The 18,792-nt window shown below is 50.3% G+C and carries 19 protein-coding genes; 10 read left to right on the top strand and 9 right to left on the bottom strand.

Going from position 1 to position 18,792, the window contains the following annotated elements; genetic code table 11:
- Positions 1 to 3: 3 nt before the first annotated feature.
- The 5 genes from BZJ18_RS07470 to rpsB form a co-directional block, all read right to left on the bottom strand.
- On the bottom strand, positions 4 to 774 hold the full coding sequence (locus BZJ18_RS07470; RefSeq protein WP_077455954.1) for an isoprenyl transferase: 771 nt from the start codon (positions 772 to 774) through the stop codon (positions 4 to 6).
- Between the two features lie 75 nt (positions 775 to 849).
- Positions 850 to 1,407, bottom strand: coding sequence for a ribosome recycling factor (gene frr, locus BZJ18_RS07465; RefSeq protein ID WP_069588606.1), 558 nt, complete (start codon positions 1,405 to 1,407; stop codon positions 850 to 852).
- 53 nt (positions 1,408 to 1,460) lie between these two features.
- Positions 1,461 to 2,189 (bottom strand): UMP kinase, encoded by a 729-nt coding sequence (pyrH, locus tag BZJ18_RS07460; protein ID WP_069588604.1) that lies wholly within the window; start codon positions 2,187 to 2,189, stop codon positions 1,461 to 1,463.
- 83 nt (positions 2,190 to 2,272) lie between these two features.
- Positions 2,273 to 3,115: a translation elongation factor Ts gene (gene tsf / locus BZJ18_RS07455; protein ID WP_069588603.1), complete on the bottom strand. Its 843-nt coding sequence runs from the start codon at positions 3,113 to 3,115 to the stop codon at positions 2,273 to 2,275.
- 132 nt (positions 3,116 to 3,247) lie between these two features.
- Positions 3,248 to 3,976, bottom strand: coding sequence for a 30S ribosomal protein S2 (gene rpsB, locus BZJ18_RS07450; protein ID WP_069588601.1), 729 nt, complete (start codon positions 3,974 to 3,976; stop codon positions 3,248 to 3,250).
- A gap of 458 nt (positions 3,977 to 4,434) precedes the next feature.
- On the opposite strand from rpsB, the gene map reads away from it, so the two are divergent.
- From map to BZJ18_RS07435, 3 genes are all read left to right on the top strand, one after another.
- Positions 4,435 to 5,229 (top strand): type I methionyl aminopeptidase, encoded by a 795-nt coding sequence (map, locus tag BZJ18_RS07445; protein ID WP_069588600.1) that lies wholly within the window; start codon positions 4,435 to 4,437, stop codon positions 5,227 to 5,229.
- 53 nt (positions 5,230 to 5,282) lie between these two features.
- Entirely contained in the window at positions 5,283 to 7,904 is a 2,622-nt protein-coding gene (gene glnD, locus BZJ18_RS07440) for a bifunctional uridylyltransferase/uridylyl-removing protein GlnD (protein WP_077455953.1), read from the top strand.
- A gap of 100 nt (positions 7,905 to 8,004) precedes the next feature.
- Positions 8,005 to 8,382, top strand: a complete 378-nt coding sequence (locus BZJ18_RS07435; protein ID WP_069588596.1) for a DUF3461 family protein — start codon at positions 8,005 to 8,007, stop codon at positions 8,380 to 8,382.
- A gap of 67 nt (positions 8,383 to 8,449) precedes the next feature.
- Here BZJ18_RS07435 and truC read toward each other — a convergent pair whose 3' ends face one another.
- Positions 8,450 to 9,205, bottom strand: a complete 756-nt coding sequence (truC, locus tag BZJ18_RS07430) for a tRNA pseudouridine(65) synthase TruC (protein ID WP_077455952.1) — start codon at positions 9,203 to 9,205, stop codon at positions 8,450 to 8,452.
- Positions 9,202 to 9,522 carry a YqcC family protein gene (locus BZJ18_RS07425; RefSeq protein ID WP_077455951.1) on the bottom strand — a complete coding sequence of 107 codons (321 nt, stop codon included), beginning with the start codon at positions 9,520 to 9,522 and terminating at the stop codon, positions 9,202 to 9,204. Before BZJ18_RS07425 ends, truC begins: the two co-directional genes overlap by 4 nt.
- Positions 9,523 to 9,662: 140 nt before the next feature.
- On the opposite strand from BZJ18_RS07425, the gene BZJ18_RS07420 reads away from it, so the two are divergent.
- The 4 genes from BZJ18_RS07420 (at position 9,663) to BZJ18_RS07400 (ending at position 12,454) form a co-directional block, all read left to right on the top strand.
- A complete protein-coding gene (locus BZJ18_RS07420) occupies positions 9,663 to 10,715 on the top strand; it encodes a DUF3549 family protein (protein WP_077455950.1) in 1,053 nt (350 codons plus the stop codon).
- Positions 10,705 to 11,013 carry a DUF3301 domain-containing protein gene (locus BZJ18_RS07415; RefSeq protein WP_077455949.1) on the top strand — a complete coding sequence of 103 codons (309 nt, stop codon included), beginning with the start codon at positions 10,705 to 10,707 and terminating at the stop codon, positions 11,011 to 11,013. The genes BZJ18_RS07420 and BZJ18_RS07415 overlap by 11 nt, the downstream gene beginning before the upstream one ends.
- Before the next feature lie 844 nt (positions 11,014 to 11,857).
- The gene (locus BZJ18_RS07405; RefSeq protein WP_077455948.1) at positions 11,858 to 12,091 is read left to right on the top strand and encodes a DUF2789 domain-containing protein; all 234 of its coding nucleotides are present in this window, start codon (positions 11,858 to 11,860) and stop codon (positions 12,089 to 12,091) included.
- A gap of 66 nt (positions 12,092 to 12,157) precedes the next feature.
- Entirely contained in the window at positions 12,158 to 12,454 is a 297-nt protein-coding gene (locus BZJ18_RS07400) for a hypothetical protein (protein ID WP_077455947.1), read from the top strand.
- Here BZJ18_RS07400 and BZJ18_RS07395 read toward each other — a convergent pair.
- Together BZJ18_RS07395 and syd are read right to left on the bottom strand one after the other, a co-directional pair.
- Positions 12,422 to 13,201: a Zn-ribbon-containing protein gene (locus BZJ18_RS07395; RefSeq protein WP_069588584.1), complete on the bottom strand. Its 780-nt coding sequence runs from the start codon at positions 13,199 to 13,201 to the stop codon at positions 12,422 to 12,424. The two genes, BZJ18_RS07400 and BZJ18_RS07395, sit on opposite strands and share 33 nt — an antisense overlap.
- A complete protein-coding gene (syd, locus tag BZJ18_RS07390) occupies positions 13,198 to 13,746 on the bottom strand; it encodes a SecY-interacting protein (RefSeq protein ID WP_077455946.1) in 549 nt (182 codons plus the stop codon). The genes BZJ18_RS07395 and syd overlap by 4 nt, the downstream gene beginning before the upstream one ends.
- Positions 13,747 to 13,809: 63 nt before the next feature.
- Here syd and queF point away from each other — a divergent pair, with 63 nt between their 5' ends.
- From queF to BZJ18_RS07375, 3 genes are all read left to right on the top strand, one after another.
- The gene (queF, locus tag BZJ18_RS07385; protein ID WP_069588581.1) at positions 13,810 to 14,658 is read left to right on the top strand and encodes an NADPH-dependent 7-cyano-7-deazaguanine reductase QueF; all 849 of its coding nucleotides are present in this window, start codon (positions 13,810 to 13,812) and stop codon (positions 14,656 to 14,658) included.
- 120 nt (positions 14,659 to 14,778) lie between these two features.
- Positions 14,779 to 17,130, top strand: coding sequence for a tetratricopeptide repeat protein (locus tag BZJ18_RS07380; RefSeq protein WP_077455945.1), 2,352 nt, complete (start codon positions 14,779 to 14,781; stop codon positions 17,128 to 17,130).
- A gap of 73 nt (positions 17,131 to 17,203) precedes the next feature.
- The gene (locus tag BZJ18_RS07375; protein ID WP_077455944.1) at positions 17,204 to 18,763 is read left to right on the top strand and encodes a GGDEF domain-containing protein; all 1,560 of its coding nucleotides are present in this window, start codon (positions 17,204 to 17,206) and stop codon (positions 18,761 to 18,763) included.
- Positions 18,764 to 18,792: the final 29 nt, after the last annotated feature.

Genomic DNA, 18,792 nt, shown 5'->3' with positions numbered 1-18,792 from the left:
TGGTTACTTATCGGTTGTTAGCATGGCTTTGATTTGCTCGCCGGTACAGCCAAAGCGTCGTTCACGATTGACATACCAAGCGACCGCATCGAACAGGCTTTGCTCGTTGAAATCGGGCCAATATTGTTCTGTAAAATACAACTCGGCATAGGCGGCTTGCCACAAGATGAAGTTACTAATGCGACATTCGCCACTGGTGCGGATCATTAAATCCACATCGGGTAAGTCAGATAGCATCAATTGACGAGCAATATCTTGCTCTGTGATATCGCTGACCTGTAATTGACCAGTCGCGACTTGCTCTGCGACACGACGTGCCGCTTGAGTAATATCCCATTGCCCACCATAGTTAGCCGCAATATTGAGCACGAGTTGATCGTTATTTGCGGTCAAAGCTTCAGCTTCGGCAATTTTTTGTTGTAGCGATGAGTTAAATCGAGAGGTATCACCGATAACGCGAAGTTGGACACCATTTTTGTTCAAGCGTTTGACTTCGCGAGAAAGCACACTGATGAACAACTCCATCAGCACACTGACTTCATCTTCTGGCCGACGCCAGTTTTCACTGCTGAACGCAAACAAGGTTAGGGCTTTTACCCCAAGCTCCGACGCCGCCTTCACCGTTTTACGCACTGCTTTAACACCGGCTTTATGCCCAAATACACGGGCTTTGCCTCGCGCCTTTGCCCAACGTCCGTTTCCATCCATGATAACGGCAATGTGCTGCGGTAGGGCGGCAGACTCGAGCTGCGCATCAAGAGACTGGGAACTCATGTTTCTCCTTGGCAAATAAAAAGCGCTGTACTGCACGCACAGCGCTTTGACATTGGTGGTAAAGTCTAATGAGATTTAGACTTCCATCAACTCTTTTTCTTTTGCATCAAGAAGCGCATCAACATTCTTCACCGCAGCATCCGTCAGCTTTTGAATTTCATCTTGTGCACGGCGCTCGTCATCTTCAGAGATTTCTTTGTCTTTCAACAGTGCTTTAAGGTCACTATTAGCGTCACGGCGGATATTACGTACCGCAACGCGGCCTTGTTCGCCTTCTGCGCGCACCAACTTGACCATCTCTTTACGACGCTCTTCCGTCAATGGAGGAAGCGGCACACGAATCACGGTACCTGCTGATGCTGGGTTAAGGCCCAAATCTGCAGTCATGATCGCTTTTTCAACTGCTTGTGCCACTTGCTTGTCAAAAACAGTAATCGCCAAGGTTCGTGCATCTTCAGCAACGATAGAGGCGAGTTGCTTCAACGGTGTTGGTGCACCGTAGTATTCAACCGTAATGCCTTCCAACAAGCTTGGGTGGGCACGACCGGTGCGAAGTTTTGAAAGATTGTGTTTAAGCGCTTCTACACTTTTATCCATACGCGCTTTGGCGTCTGCTTTAATATCGTTAATCACTGGAGGTATCCTTGCGATTGAATTTTACTGTCCGATTATGCCACTAAATCGGCTTAGCTGTTAGTAATCAGAGTGCCTTCTGTTTCACCCATCACGACACGGCGTAAGGCGCCCGGCTTATTCATATTAAACACACGGATCGGCATTTGGTGATCGCGTGCTAACGTAAATGCGGCCAAATCCATTACTTTCAACTCTTTTTCGAGTACATCTTGGTAACTCAAGGTTGAATAAAGCTCAGCATCTGGGTTTTTGGTTGGGTCATCACTGTATACGCCGTCGACTTTTGTTGCTTTGATCACCACGTCAGATTCAATTTCAATGCCGCGTAGGCACGCCGCTGAATCCGTGGTAAAGAAAGGGTTACCCGTTCCGGCAGAGAAAATCACCACACGGCCATTACGAAGCTGGCTAATCGCTTCAGCCCAGTTATAGCTGTCACACACACCATTAAGTGGAATGGCGGACATCACTCGTGCGTTCACATAGGCACGATGAAGTGCATCACGCATTGCCAAACCGTTCATCACGGTGGCCAGCATACCCATGTGATCGCCCACAACACGGTTCATTCCCGCTTCGGCAAGACCAGCGCCACGGAATAAATTACCGCCGCCGATGACTAATCCGACCTGAACACCTAACTCGACCAATTCTTTAATTTCTTGTGCCATACGGTCTAGCACAGTTGGATCGATACCGAATCCATCGTTGCCCTGCAGGGCTTCACCACTGAGTTTAAGTAAAATGCGTTGATATGCAGGCTTAGGATTTGTAGTCATGTCACTACCTTATATTAGGCACTAAGTTAGGGAAGAAGGTTATGGAAAGGCCGCGGCGAATACCGCGGCCTGAATCAGAAAAATTAGCCTTTTTGTGCAGCAGCTACTTCTGCAGCAAAGTCTACTTCTTCTTTCTCGATGCCTTCGCCCACTTCAAAGCGGATGAAGTTAGTCACTTCGGCACCTTTTTCTTTCAGCATTTGGCCCACAGTTTGCGCTGGGTCCATAACAAATGCTTGACCAGTCAGAGAGATTTCGCCGGTGAATTTCTTCATACGGCCAACAACCATTTTCTCTGCGATTTCAGCAGGCTTGCCTGACTGCATCGCGATATCAACCTGGATTTGTTTTTCTTTCTCAACCACGTCAGCTGGTACGTCTTCTGGGTTAACGTACTCAGGCTTAGATGCAGCAATGTGCATAGCAACGTGCTTGATGGTTTCTTCGTCAGCGTTTGCAGCTACAACCACACCGATGCGGTCGCCGTGACGGTAAGAACCTACTTTCGCGCCTTCGATGAATGAAACACGACGGATGTCCATGTTTTCACCGATTTTTGCAACTAGCTCAGCACGCTGCTGTTCGAATTTTTCTTTCAGCGCGTCGATTTCTAGGCCTTCTGCCAAAGCAGTTTCAGCCACTTGGTTAGCAAATGCAGCAAAGTTAGCATCTTTAGCAACGAAGTCAGTTTCACAGTTGATCTCAACGATCGCTGCTTTGCCTTCGTTTTCTTTAACCAGAATCACGCCTTCAGCAGCAACACGGCCAGCTTTTTTCGCTGCTTTAGCCGCACCACTTTTACGCATGTTTTCGATCGCGACTTCGATGTCTGCGTTCGCTTCAACCAGTGCTTTTTTACATTCCATCATGCCAGCGCCGGTGCGCTCGCGCAGTTCTTTAACCAGGGCAGCGGTAACAGTTGCCATTGTTCAATCCTCGATTCGAAACTATTTGGGTAAAAAACAGGGGCCCGACTTCGGCCCCTGCTAACCATACTTAGCTTACAGCATGAAAGATGACACGCTGATGGCTAAGAACGCTCACAAGGAGCTGTTGTCTTACTCAGCGACTTCAACCAGCTCGTCTTCTGCTTGCGCAACGATGTCTTGGCTACGGCCTTCTTTGTATGCGTCAGACGCTGCGTTCAGGTAAAGTTGGATAGCGCGGATTGCGTCATCGTTACCTGGGATTACGTGGTCAACGCCGTCTGGGTTAGAGTTAGTATCTACTACCGCAAATACTGGGATACCCAGGTTGTTCGCTTCTTTGATAGCAATGTGCTCGTGATCCGCATCGATAACGAACATTGCATCAGGCAGGCCGTTCATGTTTTTGATACCACCCAGAGACTTCTCAAGTTTTTCCATCTCACGAGTGCGCATCAGCGCTTCTTTTTTGGTCAGCTTTTCAAACGTACCGTCGGTAGACTGGGTTTCCAGGTCTTTCAGACGCTTGATAGACATACGAACGGTTTTCCAGTTGGTCAGCATGCCGCCCAACCAACGGTTGCTCACATAAAACTGCTCGCAGTTTTCTGCTGCCGCTTTTACCGCTTCGCTTGCTGCGCGCTTAGTACCAACGAACAGGACTTTACCTTTACGCTCACCGATTTTTGACAGTTCAGCCAAAGAATCGTTAAACATTGGTACAGTTTTCTCAAGGTTGATGATGTGTACTTTGTTGCGAGAACCGAAGATGAAAGGCTTCATCTTAGGGTTCCAGTAACGGGTTTGGTGACCGAAGTGTACGCCCGCCTTGAGCATGTCGCGCATTGAAACAGTAGCCATGATAATTTCCTCTTGGGGTTAGGCCTCCACATATCCCATTTGACCGACCCGCACAGGGCACCCCGGACAATGTGACGATATGTGTGTGATTTAAAATAAAAAGTGTTTAGTGAAATGCCATCAGGATGAAACCTGACAAAAACAGATTGATCACAATGACGGATTTCGGCGCGCTTTATACCACATAAAGTAGGCAAAAATCCAGATAAATTGCCCAAGCGAGGGCCGGTTTGTCGTATTGCCGCACCACTGCCCAAACGGCGAAAGGTGTGGTTCTGGTTTCCAGAAACCGCCCAGCTTGATACCATGTGCCCACTTCAATGTGTCTGCCCCGCGCTACCGGTGACCAAAGCGTAGCAGGTCAAAGCAGCGCATGCCTGATTTATCAGGGTGTGAGGTCCCTCACGCTCTGACGCTCATTGCCTCGATGAGCGAGACGAATTAAGTGAGAAAGCAAAATGACGATCCCAATTAAAACAGCAGAAGAAATAGAAAAAATGCGCGTTGCCGGTCGGTTGGCCGCAGAAGTGCTGGAAATGCTGGCCCCACATGTAAAGCCAGGCGTTACTACGCGTGAACTGGATGACATCGCGCACAAATATATGACTGAGGTGCAGGGCACCACACCCGCTACCTTGAATTATCACGGCTTCCCTAAGTCCATGTGTACGTCTATCAACCACGTGGTTTGTCATGGGATCCCTTGTGACGAAGATGTGCTCCAAGATGGCGATATCGTCAACATCGACGTCACCGTCATTAAGGATGGCTATCACGGCGATACATCGAAAATGTTTTTGATTGGTGAGGTCTCGTTGGAAGACAAGCGCCTTTGCCGTGTCACCCAAGAAAGCCTTTATCATGCCATCAAAAAGGTGAAGCCAGGCGCTACAGTTGGTGACATTGGTACTGCTATCCAAAAATTCATCAAAAGCAGTAACACTCGCTACTCGATCGTGAAAGAGTACTGTGGACACGGTATCGGTGCGAGCTTCCATGAAGATCCACAAGTGGTGCACTACAAAAACAACGACCGAACCATCCTCAAACCTGGCATGTGCTTTACCATTGAGCCTATGATTAATGCAGGTAAATACGGTACCGTGCTTGATGAAGACGATGGTTGGACGGTTTATACCATTGATGGCAAGAAGTCAGCGCAGTGGGAGCACACCCTGCTGGTGACCGAAACTGGGGTGGAAATCTTAACCCTTCGTGAAGAAGAAACCATCCCGCGCCATATCAACCACTAAGACTCTGATAAAAGCCGGGCTTGCTCCGGCTTTTTTATGCGCAAAGGAACGCCATGACAGACACAGTGATCACACCACAAAGTTTGACCCAAGACCAATTGAGCCCAGTGGCACTCAAAGCCCAATTTCAGCACCTCCTTGAGCAACAGAAGCAAGACTTCCTCGCCAATGTTCCGGTGCCTGAACTGGTCTATCAGCGTAGCGACTACATGGATGCGCTGATGCAAAGGCTTTGGCAGCATTTTGGTTTTGACCAGCACCCTCATCTCGCCTTGGTTGCAGTAGGTGGCTACGGTCGGCGTGAACTCCACCCCCTGTCTGATATTGATCTGCTATTACTTTGCCAAGGGCCATTAGACAAGCACCAGCAACAAAAACTCAGTGAATTACTGACCTTATTGTGGGATCTCAAACTTGAAGTGGGCCACAGCGTGCGCACGGTCGATGAGTGCATCAGTGTCGGGCTCGACGATCTGACGGTGGCGACCAACCTGCAAGAAGCACGCTTATTATGCGGCAGCGAGCGGCTATTCAATGCGCTGGAACAGCGCGTTCATGCGGATGACTTTTGGCCCAGCGAGCGTTTTTATCGCGCGAAAGTGGAAGAACAGAAAGCCCGCCATCGCCGCTATCATGACACCGCCTACAAGCTGGAGCCAGATCTGAAGTCAAGCCCCGGTGGACTGCGCGACATCCACACCCTCGCCTGGATCGCCCGACGCCATTTTGGCGCCACCAGCCTGCGTGAGATGAGTCACTATGGCTTTCTGACTGATGCCGAGTATCGCGAACTGAATGAGTGCCAAAACGTACTCTGGCGGATTCGCTTCGCACTTCATTTAGAACTGCGCCGCTATGACAACCGACTGACCTTCGCGCACCAAACCTCCGTTGCCGAATTGCTAGGCTATCGTGGCGAGGGAAATCGTGCGGTAGAGCAAATGATGAAAGACTTCTTTCGCACGCTCGGTCGGATCGGCGAGCTTAACAAGATGTTGCTGCAAATCTTCGATCAAGTGATTATCGACAATGGTCGCCCGGGCCAAATCGACATTCTGAGTGACGATTTTCAGCGCCAAGGCAATGCGATCGAAGCGCGCAAACCGGCACTATTTCAAGCACGCCCTGACACCATTCTCGATATGATGCTCCATGTGGCTGATGACACCACCATAGAGGCCATATCGGCGCCGACCCTTCGTCAACTGCGCACGGCACGTCGTCGGCTTAACCATTTTTTGTGTCAGCAACAAGACGCTCGCGAAAAATTTATGGCCTTGGTGCGCCACCCCAATGCGCTGCATAAAGCCTTTAGTTTGATGCACCGCCACGGCATTATGTCAGCCTACCTGCCGCAGTGGAGTCAGATCGTCGGACAAATGCAGTTCGACTTGTTCCACGTCTATACCGTGGATGAGCACACCATTCGCTTGCTTAAACACATGCGCCTTTTTGACGATGAGGCCAACCGAGAACGTCACCCCATTTGTTGTGATATTTTCCCTCGACTCGCACGCCGCGAGTTACTGCTAATCGCAGCTATCTTTCATGACATAGGCAAAGGGCGCGGCGGCGATCACAGCGAAATTGGTGCCATCGAAGCCCATGACTTTTGCCTTGAGCACGGCTTATCTCGCCCTGAAGCGAATATTGTCAGTTGGCTGGTGCGAAACCACCTCCTGATGTCCGTGACTGCACAACGTCGCGATATTTACGATCCCGACGTGATCACCGACTTTGCCAAAGAAGTGCGCGATGAGGAGCGGCTTGACCTGCTAGTGTGTTTGACCGTCGCCGACATCAATGCCACCAACCCTGACTTGTGGAATAGCTGGAAACGCACCTTGATCGCAGAGCTCTATTACTCGACGCAAAAAGCCCTGCGCCGAGGACTAGAGAATCCGCCGGATGTCCGTGAACGGATCCGCCATAACCAACACTTAGCAGCCGCCATGCTACGCAAGCAAGGGCATAGCCCGCGTGATATTGAGTTGCTTTGGCAACGCTTTAAAGCCGATTACTTTCTCCGCCATACCCACAAGCAAATCGCTTGGCACAGTGAAAATTTGCTCCACCATCAAAGTGATCAACCTTTGGTGTTGGTGAGCAAAAAAGCGACCCGAGGCGGTACCGAAATCTTTGTTTATTGCCAAGATAGGCCCAGTTTATTTGCGCGCGTGGTTGCCGCATTAGATAAGAAAAACCTGAGTGTCCATGATGCACAGGTCATGACCAGCAAAGATGGACATGCACTCGATACCTTTATGGTCATGGATCAAAATGACGAGGCGATTCCCCTCGACCGTCATCCTCGGATTATCGAAGGGGTCGCCAAGGCCATTGAAGAAACGGGCAAGATCACCATTCCGCGTCGTCGAGCGCCACAAAAGCTCAAACACTTTACCGTCAAAACTCAGGTCCTTTTCTTACCAACCAAAAATGGACGCCGCACCTTGATGGAGCTGGTAGCCCTCGATACACCGGGGTTGCTGGCCCGCGTTGGTGCCGTGTTTGCGCGGCAAGGCGTCAGTGTTCATGCGGCGAAGATCACGACCATTGGTGAGCGGGCAGAAGACTTTTTTATTGTAACGGATGCCCAAAACCAAGCCCTGACATCTGAACATCAAGCGCAACTAAAAACCGCGCTAGAGAAGACGCTATCGCAAGCAAAATAGCCAAAGTGGTCACGGTAATTGGTGTGGCTGACGGGCTACACTGAGCCCTGTATCGAAACGCTGGCTCACAGCGTGTACGACGTCAACTTATGAGGTGGTTATGTACCAACAGTTAAAAAATATCGGCGTTGAGCATCCAGAGAAAATCGAGCGTTATTCACTGCGCCAAGAAGCCAGTTATGACACGCTGAAGATCTATTTTGAAAAGCAAAAAGGCGAGTTGTTCGCCAAGAGCATGAAGTTTAAATATCCACGCCAGCGTAAAAATGTGGTCGTGGACAGTGGCACGGGGCGCTTTCGTGAAGTCACAGAGATCAACCGCAGCTTATCACTGGTGATTGATGAACTAGACCAAATCGTCCAACAAGAACAAGCCGAACATGATGTAAAACAGAAGATCCTGACCGATTTACGTCATCTTGAGAAAGTCGTCGCCAGTAAAATTGCTGAAATTGAATCTGAGCTGGAAAAACTCTAATCAGCGCAGGCAGCTCCAGCGCTCATACAGCCTAACAATGCGTCGTGCTGTTCGGCACGACGCCCTGTTAATTTCCCATTAAATCCGCGTTATCAGGCCATTGCCACGCAAACGCCTCCATCAGCGCTTGCCACTGGTTGTCAATCGGCGCCGTCACCGTTAGAGACTCACCAGACACAGGGTGTTCAAAACACATCTGGCTTGCGTGCAACAGTAAACGATGACAATCAAAGTGGTGACGAAAAACCCGGTTATGCCGTCCATCGCCGTGGGTGGTGTCGCCAATAATCGGATGACTGAGATGATGCATATGTCGACGCAACTGATGTTTGCGACCGGTATGCGGCTGCATGGCGACTAAACTATACCGGCTGGTCGCATAACGCCCCGTCGCGATCGGTAACTCTATCTTCGCTAATGGCTGATAGTCGGTGATCGCCGACTTGGCTTCCGGCACCTGGCTGGCATGCTTATCAGCAATTTTGTCTTGTTCTTCCACCAGCGGATAATCAAGCTGGCCGGCGTCTGTTATCCAGCCTCGGACGATGGCATGGTAGCCCTTTTTAATCTGGTTGTTGGCAAACTGTGGCATCATTGCCGCGGCAACGTCACTGGAAAGGGCAAACACCAAGACACCAGAGGTGGGTTTATCAAGCCGGTGGAGTGGATAGACATGTTGGCCAATTTGATCCCGTAACGTTTGCATCACAAAACGGGTCTCACCTTTATCCAACCAAGAGCGATGAACCAGCATACCGGCAGGTTTATTGACCACCACCAAGTCATCGTCTTGATATAAAATACTCAGCGGCAGGTCTGTCATTGATCGGCAAACAAACTATCAATCTGCACAACCACAGCGACCACCTCACGATGTCCCGCTTGCTCTTTCATTGCTTCTTCCACATAAGGTGAAATTTCAAAGTTACGCGGTAAAGTCTGCCCAGCATCAATCAGTGCACGCATCTTAGGTACAAAAATCCATTGCAGCCATTCGTGGCATGCCAAGGTATCGACAGCAAAAGGCTCAGTGCTCGCGAGACGCTCAGCCGACGGTGGCGTCGTTTGCCATAGCGCGTGATCATTTAGCACTTGCTCCAACTCATCAAGAAGTTGGATACATTGAAAGTGAAGACTCATTGATACCCTCATCACTTAGTGTTTATGGAAACCGCGAAGCATACCATGATCAAGCCAAAGACAACACGCACAAGGCAAGCATCAGCTAGGTGAAAACTGATATACTCCCGCCCATCAAGCGAAAACAGCGAGCGGATATCATGGAATCTTTTCACGCGCTGAGCACCCTTTTTGATCATGCCCAGTGTCAGTTTAGCGTCTACGACTTAGGCCGACGTGTTTGCCTTCTCGACGATGCCGAGTTTCGTGCCGTTGAGGCGAACCAACAACCTTACCCTTACCCTCTGCGCCATCATGCGCATATGGCTGTCGCGTTCTGGCCAAAGGGCGGCGCACCTTGGGTATGGTTTTTGAAAATGCCACTGGATGAGCGAGGGCTACTCAGTCACACCGCGATGGGCGACTTTCTGCAATATGTCAGCGCGGCCATGGGGGAGAATTTAAGCGCAACGCCGAACAAAGCGCAGCGTGAGAAGCTGGCTAACAACCCTTACACCTTCACCCCAACCGATGACAAGATGGCGATGTTTCATGCTTCGCTCACCTACTCGCTCGGTCGTCCCGCAAGCCAATATTACGAACAAGCTCAACACTATTTAAACGGTGAACTCGGCTGGGATAACTGGCAAGGCGTTGGCCTACAAGGCTTGGCAGATATTTGCGTGCGTATGCACGAGCAAAACAATGCCACGCGAGTAAGAAAAGCGATCGCCAATATGCCAACCACGCCGCAATATGCATTGCTGGGGTGCTTGGAGCACTGCACCTTGAGCGACAAGCTTGCTGCCACCTTGCGCACGCTATTTAGCGATTTGTGTGAGAGCCAAGAAGTCGACCTCTTTTTCGTTAGCGCATTATTGCGCGCCCATGCGGGTGCACCAAAAGCACAGCGCGATCAATTGATCCGTGCCGTATTAGCTAAACGCGCACTCCACCATCAAGAGATCTTTGTCGCCATCGCGGGGCGGTGCTGGGATGGATTAACCGATGATGCGGTATTGGATGCCTTTTTAATTGCGATTGCCGACCAACATGACCCGGCGCTATTCCAACAAATCTATGCCGATCTGGTGATGATGCCTGAGCTTCGCGGTGCATTATTAAGCCGCTTGCATGGCAATACCTCTCCGGCACTGACTCAGGCGATGGCTCGTCTGCAATCGGCAGTGAAGCAACCCCATCATGATCACTGATCTTGTTACCCTGTTACTCGTCTTTGTCGTCGCGATGCTGTTTTGGCAACAGCGGCGGCAAAGCGAGCACGCGCATCGATACATTCAGCATTATTGCCAACATATGGGGCTTCAGGTGTTATCGATTGCGCGCGGTAAGCATCGGCTCACACACACCAATCAGGGCTGGCGCTGGGTAACACATTACTGGTTTGAATTTTCATCGACCGGGCAAGATAGCTATACCGGCCATGCGCAGTTGCGAGGATTTCGCTTAAAAAGCATCGACACGCCGGTCCATACCATGCCTGTACAATAAGGCCCATACCCACACAATCGCGCCATATTCGCGCAATGGATAAGCTGCACTAGAGTAACAGTATGATGCACACGTCGCACGACACGCGAGTAGTACGTGACAGGGAGTCACCGGAAAAGATGGGGTAACCGCTCATGTTTACCGGCTACAAAAAGGAAGGGCGCAGCTTGCGCCGCGCCCGAGAGTTTTACTTGCAGCTATCCTGCTACTAAAAGGTGCTCCCTGCATCATTCCTTGATCAGTCGCCGATTCCTTCAGCGTCGTTCCATGTCTCTCCGTCTTGGAGGTGTCCTTTCGTCATCCTGACAAACCGAAATTCCCGTTTTCGATAAGCTCTCCATCCTGGAGGTGTCCATGACTTCGTCCTGAAGTATTCCTTAAGCCCCCATCCTGGGTTGTCCTAAGTCTTCCTGACGTACAAGCTTCCTGCTTGTAGAGAACGGTTCCATCCGATGTCCTTCTGCAATCCTTGCCAGCGCTTCATCCTGAAGTACTGCCTCATCCTGAGGTACCGAGTCCTTGGTGATTCCTGTTCCCTGTGTCAGTTCCCTTCCGACACCGATAAGATTACGCGACTGAGCCTTTGGCACAAGGCATCACAACGTGCGCGATGTCTCAATTTTATCCCAATCTTATAAAACAAAGCATAAACTATTGTTTTTATTAAACTAAAAGCCAACCCCTTCTCGTTTAACCCGGTACGATTATGCTTTTCTCCCACGCCTTTGTAAGAGATGTCTCACAAGCGAACCAGCACTTTGTCCCTGCCAGAGTACAAGGCAAGCTGTCTAGAGGGTTGCTATAGTCAAATAATGGATGCATAGACTAGGTTTGAGGAGCGACAATGGAAACTTTCCAGCACGATTTAACGCACTTGTTTGAGCAATTAGGCCTAGCAAGCGACCAGCAGGCTATCGAGCATTTCTTAACAAGCCATTGTCTGGTCGATGGTCAATCTTTGGTAGATGCGCCGTTTTGGAACACCGCCCAACGGACTTTTATCCATGAGGCGTTACAAGAGGATGCCGATTGGGCCGAACAAGTCGAGACCCTTGATGCTTTGTTGAGAAAATCTTAGATTACGACGAGGTCAGCGCGGCAGCGAGTTAGCCAAGCGCACGTATTAATGAGATTGAGAATCACAATGAGTTATCAAGCGGCACTAGAACGCGCAATCCACACCTTGGTCCAAAAAGGGCAATCAGTCACCGTGGCAAAGCTGAAAGCACAGCTTGATACCCCGGTGCCGTTGCCCCTCATTATTCAAGCGGTAAAAAGTGCCAAATCTAATTCACCGTTACCCGACATGGCCGAGGCAGAGACTGCTCCTTCAGAGGCAATGCGAATTGCGGCGCTCGAGCAGCAAGTCTCCCAACTGACGGCTCGTCTGAGCGAATTGGAAGAGCGCTTAAGTGAGCTTGAAGTCCCACGAAAGGTTTGAGACCAAACGGCAAGCCTCGCACTTGAACAGGAAAATATCGTGCAGTGGTGTTTCCAATCGCCACTGTCCACCACATTTAGGACAAGGGCGCGCTAACTCACTGTCCTTATCTTTACCACCGACACGGTATTGATAGTAATACGTGGGTATACCCGTGAGGTATTCAATCCGTCCACGCAAATCCCAGCCACGTTGGAACAATCGAGTTTGCGGGTTTTCTAGCTCGTTAAGCCCGGCAAACTCCGCATCACTGGCACCAGCCATTTGCAATTCATCACACGCTTGCCATTCCGTTTGCCACTTGATTACAGATTTGTGGTCACCATTAAAGGTCGCGGGTAAGCGATATAAAGGAATCGGCAGCAAGGTATCACCACACCGTAACGGTGAGCAGGTGTGGACAAACGTGGTATATAACACCTGCCAACTCGGTGTCGTACTTGGCGCCGCTTGTTCGGAGTTAAGGTCGCGACCTAAAAGACGCACCTTAGGCTGAGTCAGACACGCCTCGGACAGTTGATTCAATGCTCGCTTGACTTGAGGGCTATTAAATTTTGGCTGCAACGCATCTTCATCCGGACAAACAACCCGAAGCTGAAACTGCCCTTCTTGCATCAGTATCGGGAATTCACGCCCCAACACCTGACCGTTGTAACGCAACGCATCCATCAAGCCATTAATCGCGCGGTCAACCGCGCTCACCGTTGTATTGTCGAAGCACTCGAAGGTTAGCTCGGTAAGGATCATGATACATCCACCTCTAACGCCTCAATGAATTGCTCAACATCGTCCGCCAACACCTCTCGCGAGCCTTTATTGAGTACTTCTTTCACCACTTGGCCCGTGACATTATCAATAGCAATAATCGTCATTTCATCATCAGTGGTCGCAATAAAGACACTCGGGGAGCATTTACGCTGACGCTGCATCATTAAATGCCCAAGAATATTTTCTTGTAAGCGGGCTAAGTCATCTTCACTCCACACTTGCAGTAAATTGAAGCGCTCACCGCCAAAGTGCACCGGCAAATCTGCGCAGTACATAAAGTTATAAAAGTCTTTAATGTCGCTGTGCAGACGTAACTCAATCGCGTGCTCCACGTTGGTGAAGTCTGCCAAGGTATCACGCTGAACCGGTTGCCATTGTACTTGGTGGGCATTTTCGCTCTCGACACACGGTGACGCCAAGCCTAAATACGCCTCCGTGCACGGCAAGCACTGCTGCACCTTTCGCCATTTGGCAACATATTTCTGGGCTAGCGCCCAAAGGGCGTTATGTAATGTGTTCTCCATTAGCAACCTATAGCAAGATTCAGTAAACTTTACCCATTCTACTTGAATCGATGGCAAATCCGTATGAGCAATTACCAAGATGCCGATGCCCTAGCCGGTCTGTCGCTAGGCCAACACACTGACTACCCGACGCAATACGACCCGTCACAGCTACGCGCGGTCCCGCGTGAGCTGAATCGTCAAGCCATTGGCCTGAGCAATGAGACTGTGCCCTTTACCGGCTATGATACCTGGACACTTTATGAGCTGTCTTGGTTAAACCAAAACGGCCTTCCGCAAGTAGCCATCGGTGAGGTACGCCTACCCGCTTCGAGCCCAAACTTGATTGAGTCTAAATCGTTTAAACTGTATTTAAACAGCCTCAATCAAACCCGCTTCGAGAGCTGGCAAAAAGTCGCCGATGCACTTCAGAAGGATTTGTCTGCCTGTGCAGGCGAAGAGGTGGATGTGACCCTCTCGCCACTGAGCGAACTGGAAGGCGAAACCATTGCTGGAATGGCCGGTGAGTGCATCGACCATCAAGATATCAGTATTGATGATTATACTTTTAACCCTGATTGGCTCGATGGCGCCGCGCAAGGGGCGATTGTGTCAGAAACGCTGCACAGCCACTTACTAAAGTCCAATTGCCTGATCACCAACCAGCCTGATTGGGGGTCGGTGCGCATTGCCTATAAAGGGAAAAAGATTAACCGCGAGAAGCTACTGCGTTATCTCGTGTCCTTCCGTGAACACAACGAATTCCACGAACAATGTGTGGAACGGATTTTCATGGACATCATGCGTTTTTGTCAGCCAGAAAAGCTCACGGTTTACGCGCGTTATACACGTCGTGGCGGACTCGACATCAACCCTTATCGCACCAACATGGGTAAAACGCCGAGCGAAAATAACCGACTCGCACGTCAATAACCATGATTCAGCGACGTCTCGTTGCGGCCTCGTTGCCGCAACGTTGAGTCAGCGCGCAGACATGGCTGCCTCAAACTGGCAGCCTTCATTTTTGTTCAGACGCATTTTTGAGGATAGCGCATGCGCTTTAGCCGCCCCTTCCTAGGCCTGCTCTTATGGTTAACGTCGTCCATGGCGTTGGCTTCTATCCATTCCTCGCCTGTACTAACCAATGCAGAAGAACTGTTAGCCACCGCGCCTGAGCAATCGTTAGAGATCAGTAACCGTTTCTTAGCGCAGCGACGACTCACTACGGGTGCAAACCGCTCTCACGTCAATAACGATACCGATCGCTCAATTCGCACCCCCTTGCATACGGTGTACGCCTATCTGATCAGTGCTCGTGCTTACGCACACCTTGAGCAACCGCTAGAAGCCAAAGCGGCATTACAAAAAGCCTATCAAGTCGTCGAAGAACACGAACTCAAACACACACTGGTGCAAGTGATGCTAACCGAAGCGTCCCTTACTTGGCATTTAGTCGGCGATGATAAACAGGCATTGCATAAACTGGATGAGGTCGATGCGGCATTGAATGCGCTCCCTGATAACAGTCTCAATATCCACGACGTGCGTTTTAACAGCGCCTTGTTGCGCGCCAATATTCTCGCCGCCACGGCAGACAGTGAAACGGCGCTCATCGCGTATGAACGTGCACGCAGCCAATTATCCACGCACCCGGAAAACCTACGTGATAAAGTCGAGTTTCAACTCTCATTGGGGGCTTTCCTACTCGATGAAAAACAGCATGAAAGCGCATTGACCGAGTTGCTTAGTGCATTTTGGATAGCCAGTGAAAATGAGTACACTGCGCTCATCGCTCGCGCTAACATGCAACTTGCGCAACTGTACTTTCAGCAAGGCGTGCTCAAACAAGCCCTCGAGCACGCGAACCAAGCAGCAGCGTTTTTTGAACACTTTTCACTGAGCCGTCAGCTTTCCGCTTCTCAGCGTTTATTGGCCGCGATTTACGAACAACAAGCGCGTTATAACTTTGCGTTAGTGCATTACTTTAACGCGCTTGAAATTGAGCAAAACCTGTCCAGACCTAAGCCTCTGGCCGAGGTCCACTTTGCCATTGCAAGAACCTATTTCGAGTTATCTCACTACCCATTAAGCGACCGCTATATTCAAGATACGTTACGTTTAGCCGGTGCAATGCCCAACTCGCAGCTCACAACCCAAGCAATCCTGTTGCAAGGGCAAATTCATTTAGCCCTGTCTAAACCCAAACTGGCCGAAAAAGAAATCCAAACTGCGCTGGAACAGGCCCAAGCCCAGCAAGACCTCGCCACCGTCACGCGAGCTTATCAGGCTTTATCCGCGGCGTTGGAAGCTCAGGGGCAGTATCAACAGGCACTCGCCATGCAACGCGAGTACGAACGCTTACGCGCCCGTCAAACCGAAACCGAGCAACAAAGCCAAGCCGATACGTTCAAACAACAGCAACGTGTGGTCGAGCGCCAATTACAAATGGACGAACTACAGCGTCAACTCGATGGCGCGCGTCAAGAGCAGATCCATTTGCAAAAAGTTAACTATTTCTTGCTCGGTAGCCTTGGTGTGCTGTTGGTCATCGTCTATTTGCGCCACCGAGCCGCCGTGATGCGCCAAATCGAGCTTGAGCAATTGCGTGACGATTTTTATGCCCACCCTCGAACTGGGCTACGCAACCTACGGATGCTCAATGCCAAGCTGCCCCGTTCGTTAGAAAAAAGTAATGCCAATTTTGAGCAATGGTACTTAAACGACATGATCCACCAGCCACTCAGTGACCGGCTGCGGTTCGCAATGTTTGATGTTGCCTTTTTAAAGGATTTATTTTTGCACCATGGCTATCAATATGCGCAGGATATCGAACGTCAGCTGGGTGAATACCTCTCCGATAAAGTCACGGGAACCGGTCGCCTATACCACTTTTCCGATGCCCTATTTATTTATATTGAAACCAACTGGGAAGAAGATGCCCAACCCGACGCCCTTGCCCATTTTGTTCAATCTTTGATTGAAGATTTTGTCGCACATTATCATCAGCAACCCGACGACAGTGATCAGGATGATACGCTATCAGCAAATATCAGACTCTCAACTCAGGTTTGTGTCGGGCTGGCTGAGTACCCTTTCTTGCCGCGAGCGTATACCTCGATCAACGATCAGGAATTGATTGAAATTCTCCTCACGGCCACCAATAAGGCATGCGAGCTCGCGGAGCAAAGTGGTGATAGCCATTGGGTACATTTAAGCGCCATTGATACCGCGCCTGCCGCCAGCTTCGTCAATACCAACTTACGACATGCCTGCCTACGCGGTATTGACTCCGGATTAGTGAAGGTTAAAACGTCAGCGAACACATCAATTAACTGGCAGACGGATCACGAATCTGATAAAAAGCGAGGGTTAATTATTGATGATCGAAGCAATAAGTCGGTATAGCTAGAGACGTTTGGCTGGCGAACCCCGCCGCCTGTTGCGTCATCGCAAATGTTGTCAGGTGTATCCCCGAGAAATGAATAAGTCCAATCCACAGCTGGTAACGGCAGGCACCGCGTCTGCGGTCCAAGAAGATACGCCATACGCGTATCGGGACTTGGCCTTAAAATCACGTCGTGAGATCCATATTCTCAAGCGCTTGGTGACTCGCTTTGTCGCAACCTGTACCGGAAAAAGCTCGCTACTCGATAAAAAGTTGGCTGAATTCCGTGAGCTGTTACATGTTACGCAGGATGTCAGCCCTCTGATCCCGCGTTTAGCAATTATAGAACGCATGGTGGGTCAGCACGATATGACACAAAAGAAAGTCGAGTCGCATCTTAGTGCGCAGTTTCATGCCAGTGGCGAAACACTAAAGCGCGTACCCGGCTTACCGGCACAACTGAAGCGCGATTTGCGCGATCTTTTATCTCAGCCGGCGGACGATCAAACCACCCGCACACAGCAGTTGGTCAAGTTACTCCAACTGTATGAGCGCGCTGTCACTTTGCAAGCGGTACGTCCCAGCGCTCGACACTCGGAGACCACCCTCGAACAGGATCAAATTCGCCGTGTTGCCGATGAATTGCAAAACCTGATCACTGAACTTGATCTCGACGGGGAAGCAGGTCAACGCTTGCTCGATATTCGTCAGCAGCTACTCGACGCACTCTCACCTGCGACCATCATTGCACTCACGTTAGAATCGCTCAAGCTTATCCTTGAGGCGACACACGCCGAACGGCGGGCCTCGCAAGCATTTCTAGCGCAAGTGAATGATAATCTGATTGCGATCAGTCAACAAAATACCCGCGCCTACGATCATGCCCATAGCCTGCGCCAAGACCACCAGCGTATTGATACCTTGCTGGGTGGCACTATCGCTAACATTGAACGCGATCTGAGTGCACCTAGCGCCGATGCCACTGCACTAAGTCGCTCGTTAGCGCATGCGCTGGCCGATCTCAAAGCGCTTGCCGACGAGAATGAAGTACTAAAAAACCGCGAGCAGTCTTTGGTTGAGCAATTGGCGCACAATCAAAACCAACTGAACGCGGTTGCCGAGCAAACCATGGATCAAAGGCGCCGCTTGGGCGACCAAGAGCGTAAGCTGTTACTCGATCCGCTCACCCGTGTATACAACCGCGCAGCGTTGCACGACCGTCTGGAGTATGAATACCGTCTATGGCGCAAATATCAGCATGATTTCTGTCTCGCGGTAATCGACATCGATCACTTCAAAGAGGTGAATGTCCAATTCGGTCATCTTGTCGGTGATAAGGCCCTCAAGATTATCGCGCGCAGTATTTATCAGTGTCTGCGTGATACCGACTTTATCGCTCGCTTTGGCGGCGAAGAGTTTGTGGTCTTACTGCCTGATGCGGATGAGAAAACTCGAACCGACATTTTGGCGAATGTGAGTCATACCATTCGTCAGTTGCCACTGAAATTCAAAAATCAGCGCGTCTCGATTACAGCATCGATTGGCGCCACGCTGTTCTCAGGTTCAGATACGCCAACGCATGTGCTTGAGCGTGCCGACCAAGCCCTCTATCAAGCGAAAAACGCCGGTCGCAACCAAATCATTTGGTGTTAATTTTTTCTGGTCAATCTGCCAACCTGTGT

This window comes from Salinivibrio sp. IB872 (assembly GCF_001995345.1).
Classification (GTDB): domain Bacteria; phylum Pseudomonadota; class Gammaproteobacteria; order Enterobacterales; family Vibrionaceae; genus Salinivibrio; species Salinivibrio proteolyticus.
Note: the sequence above shows the minus strand (reverse complement) of the source record. Positions and strands in the feature narration are given on the sequence as shown.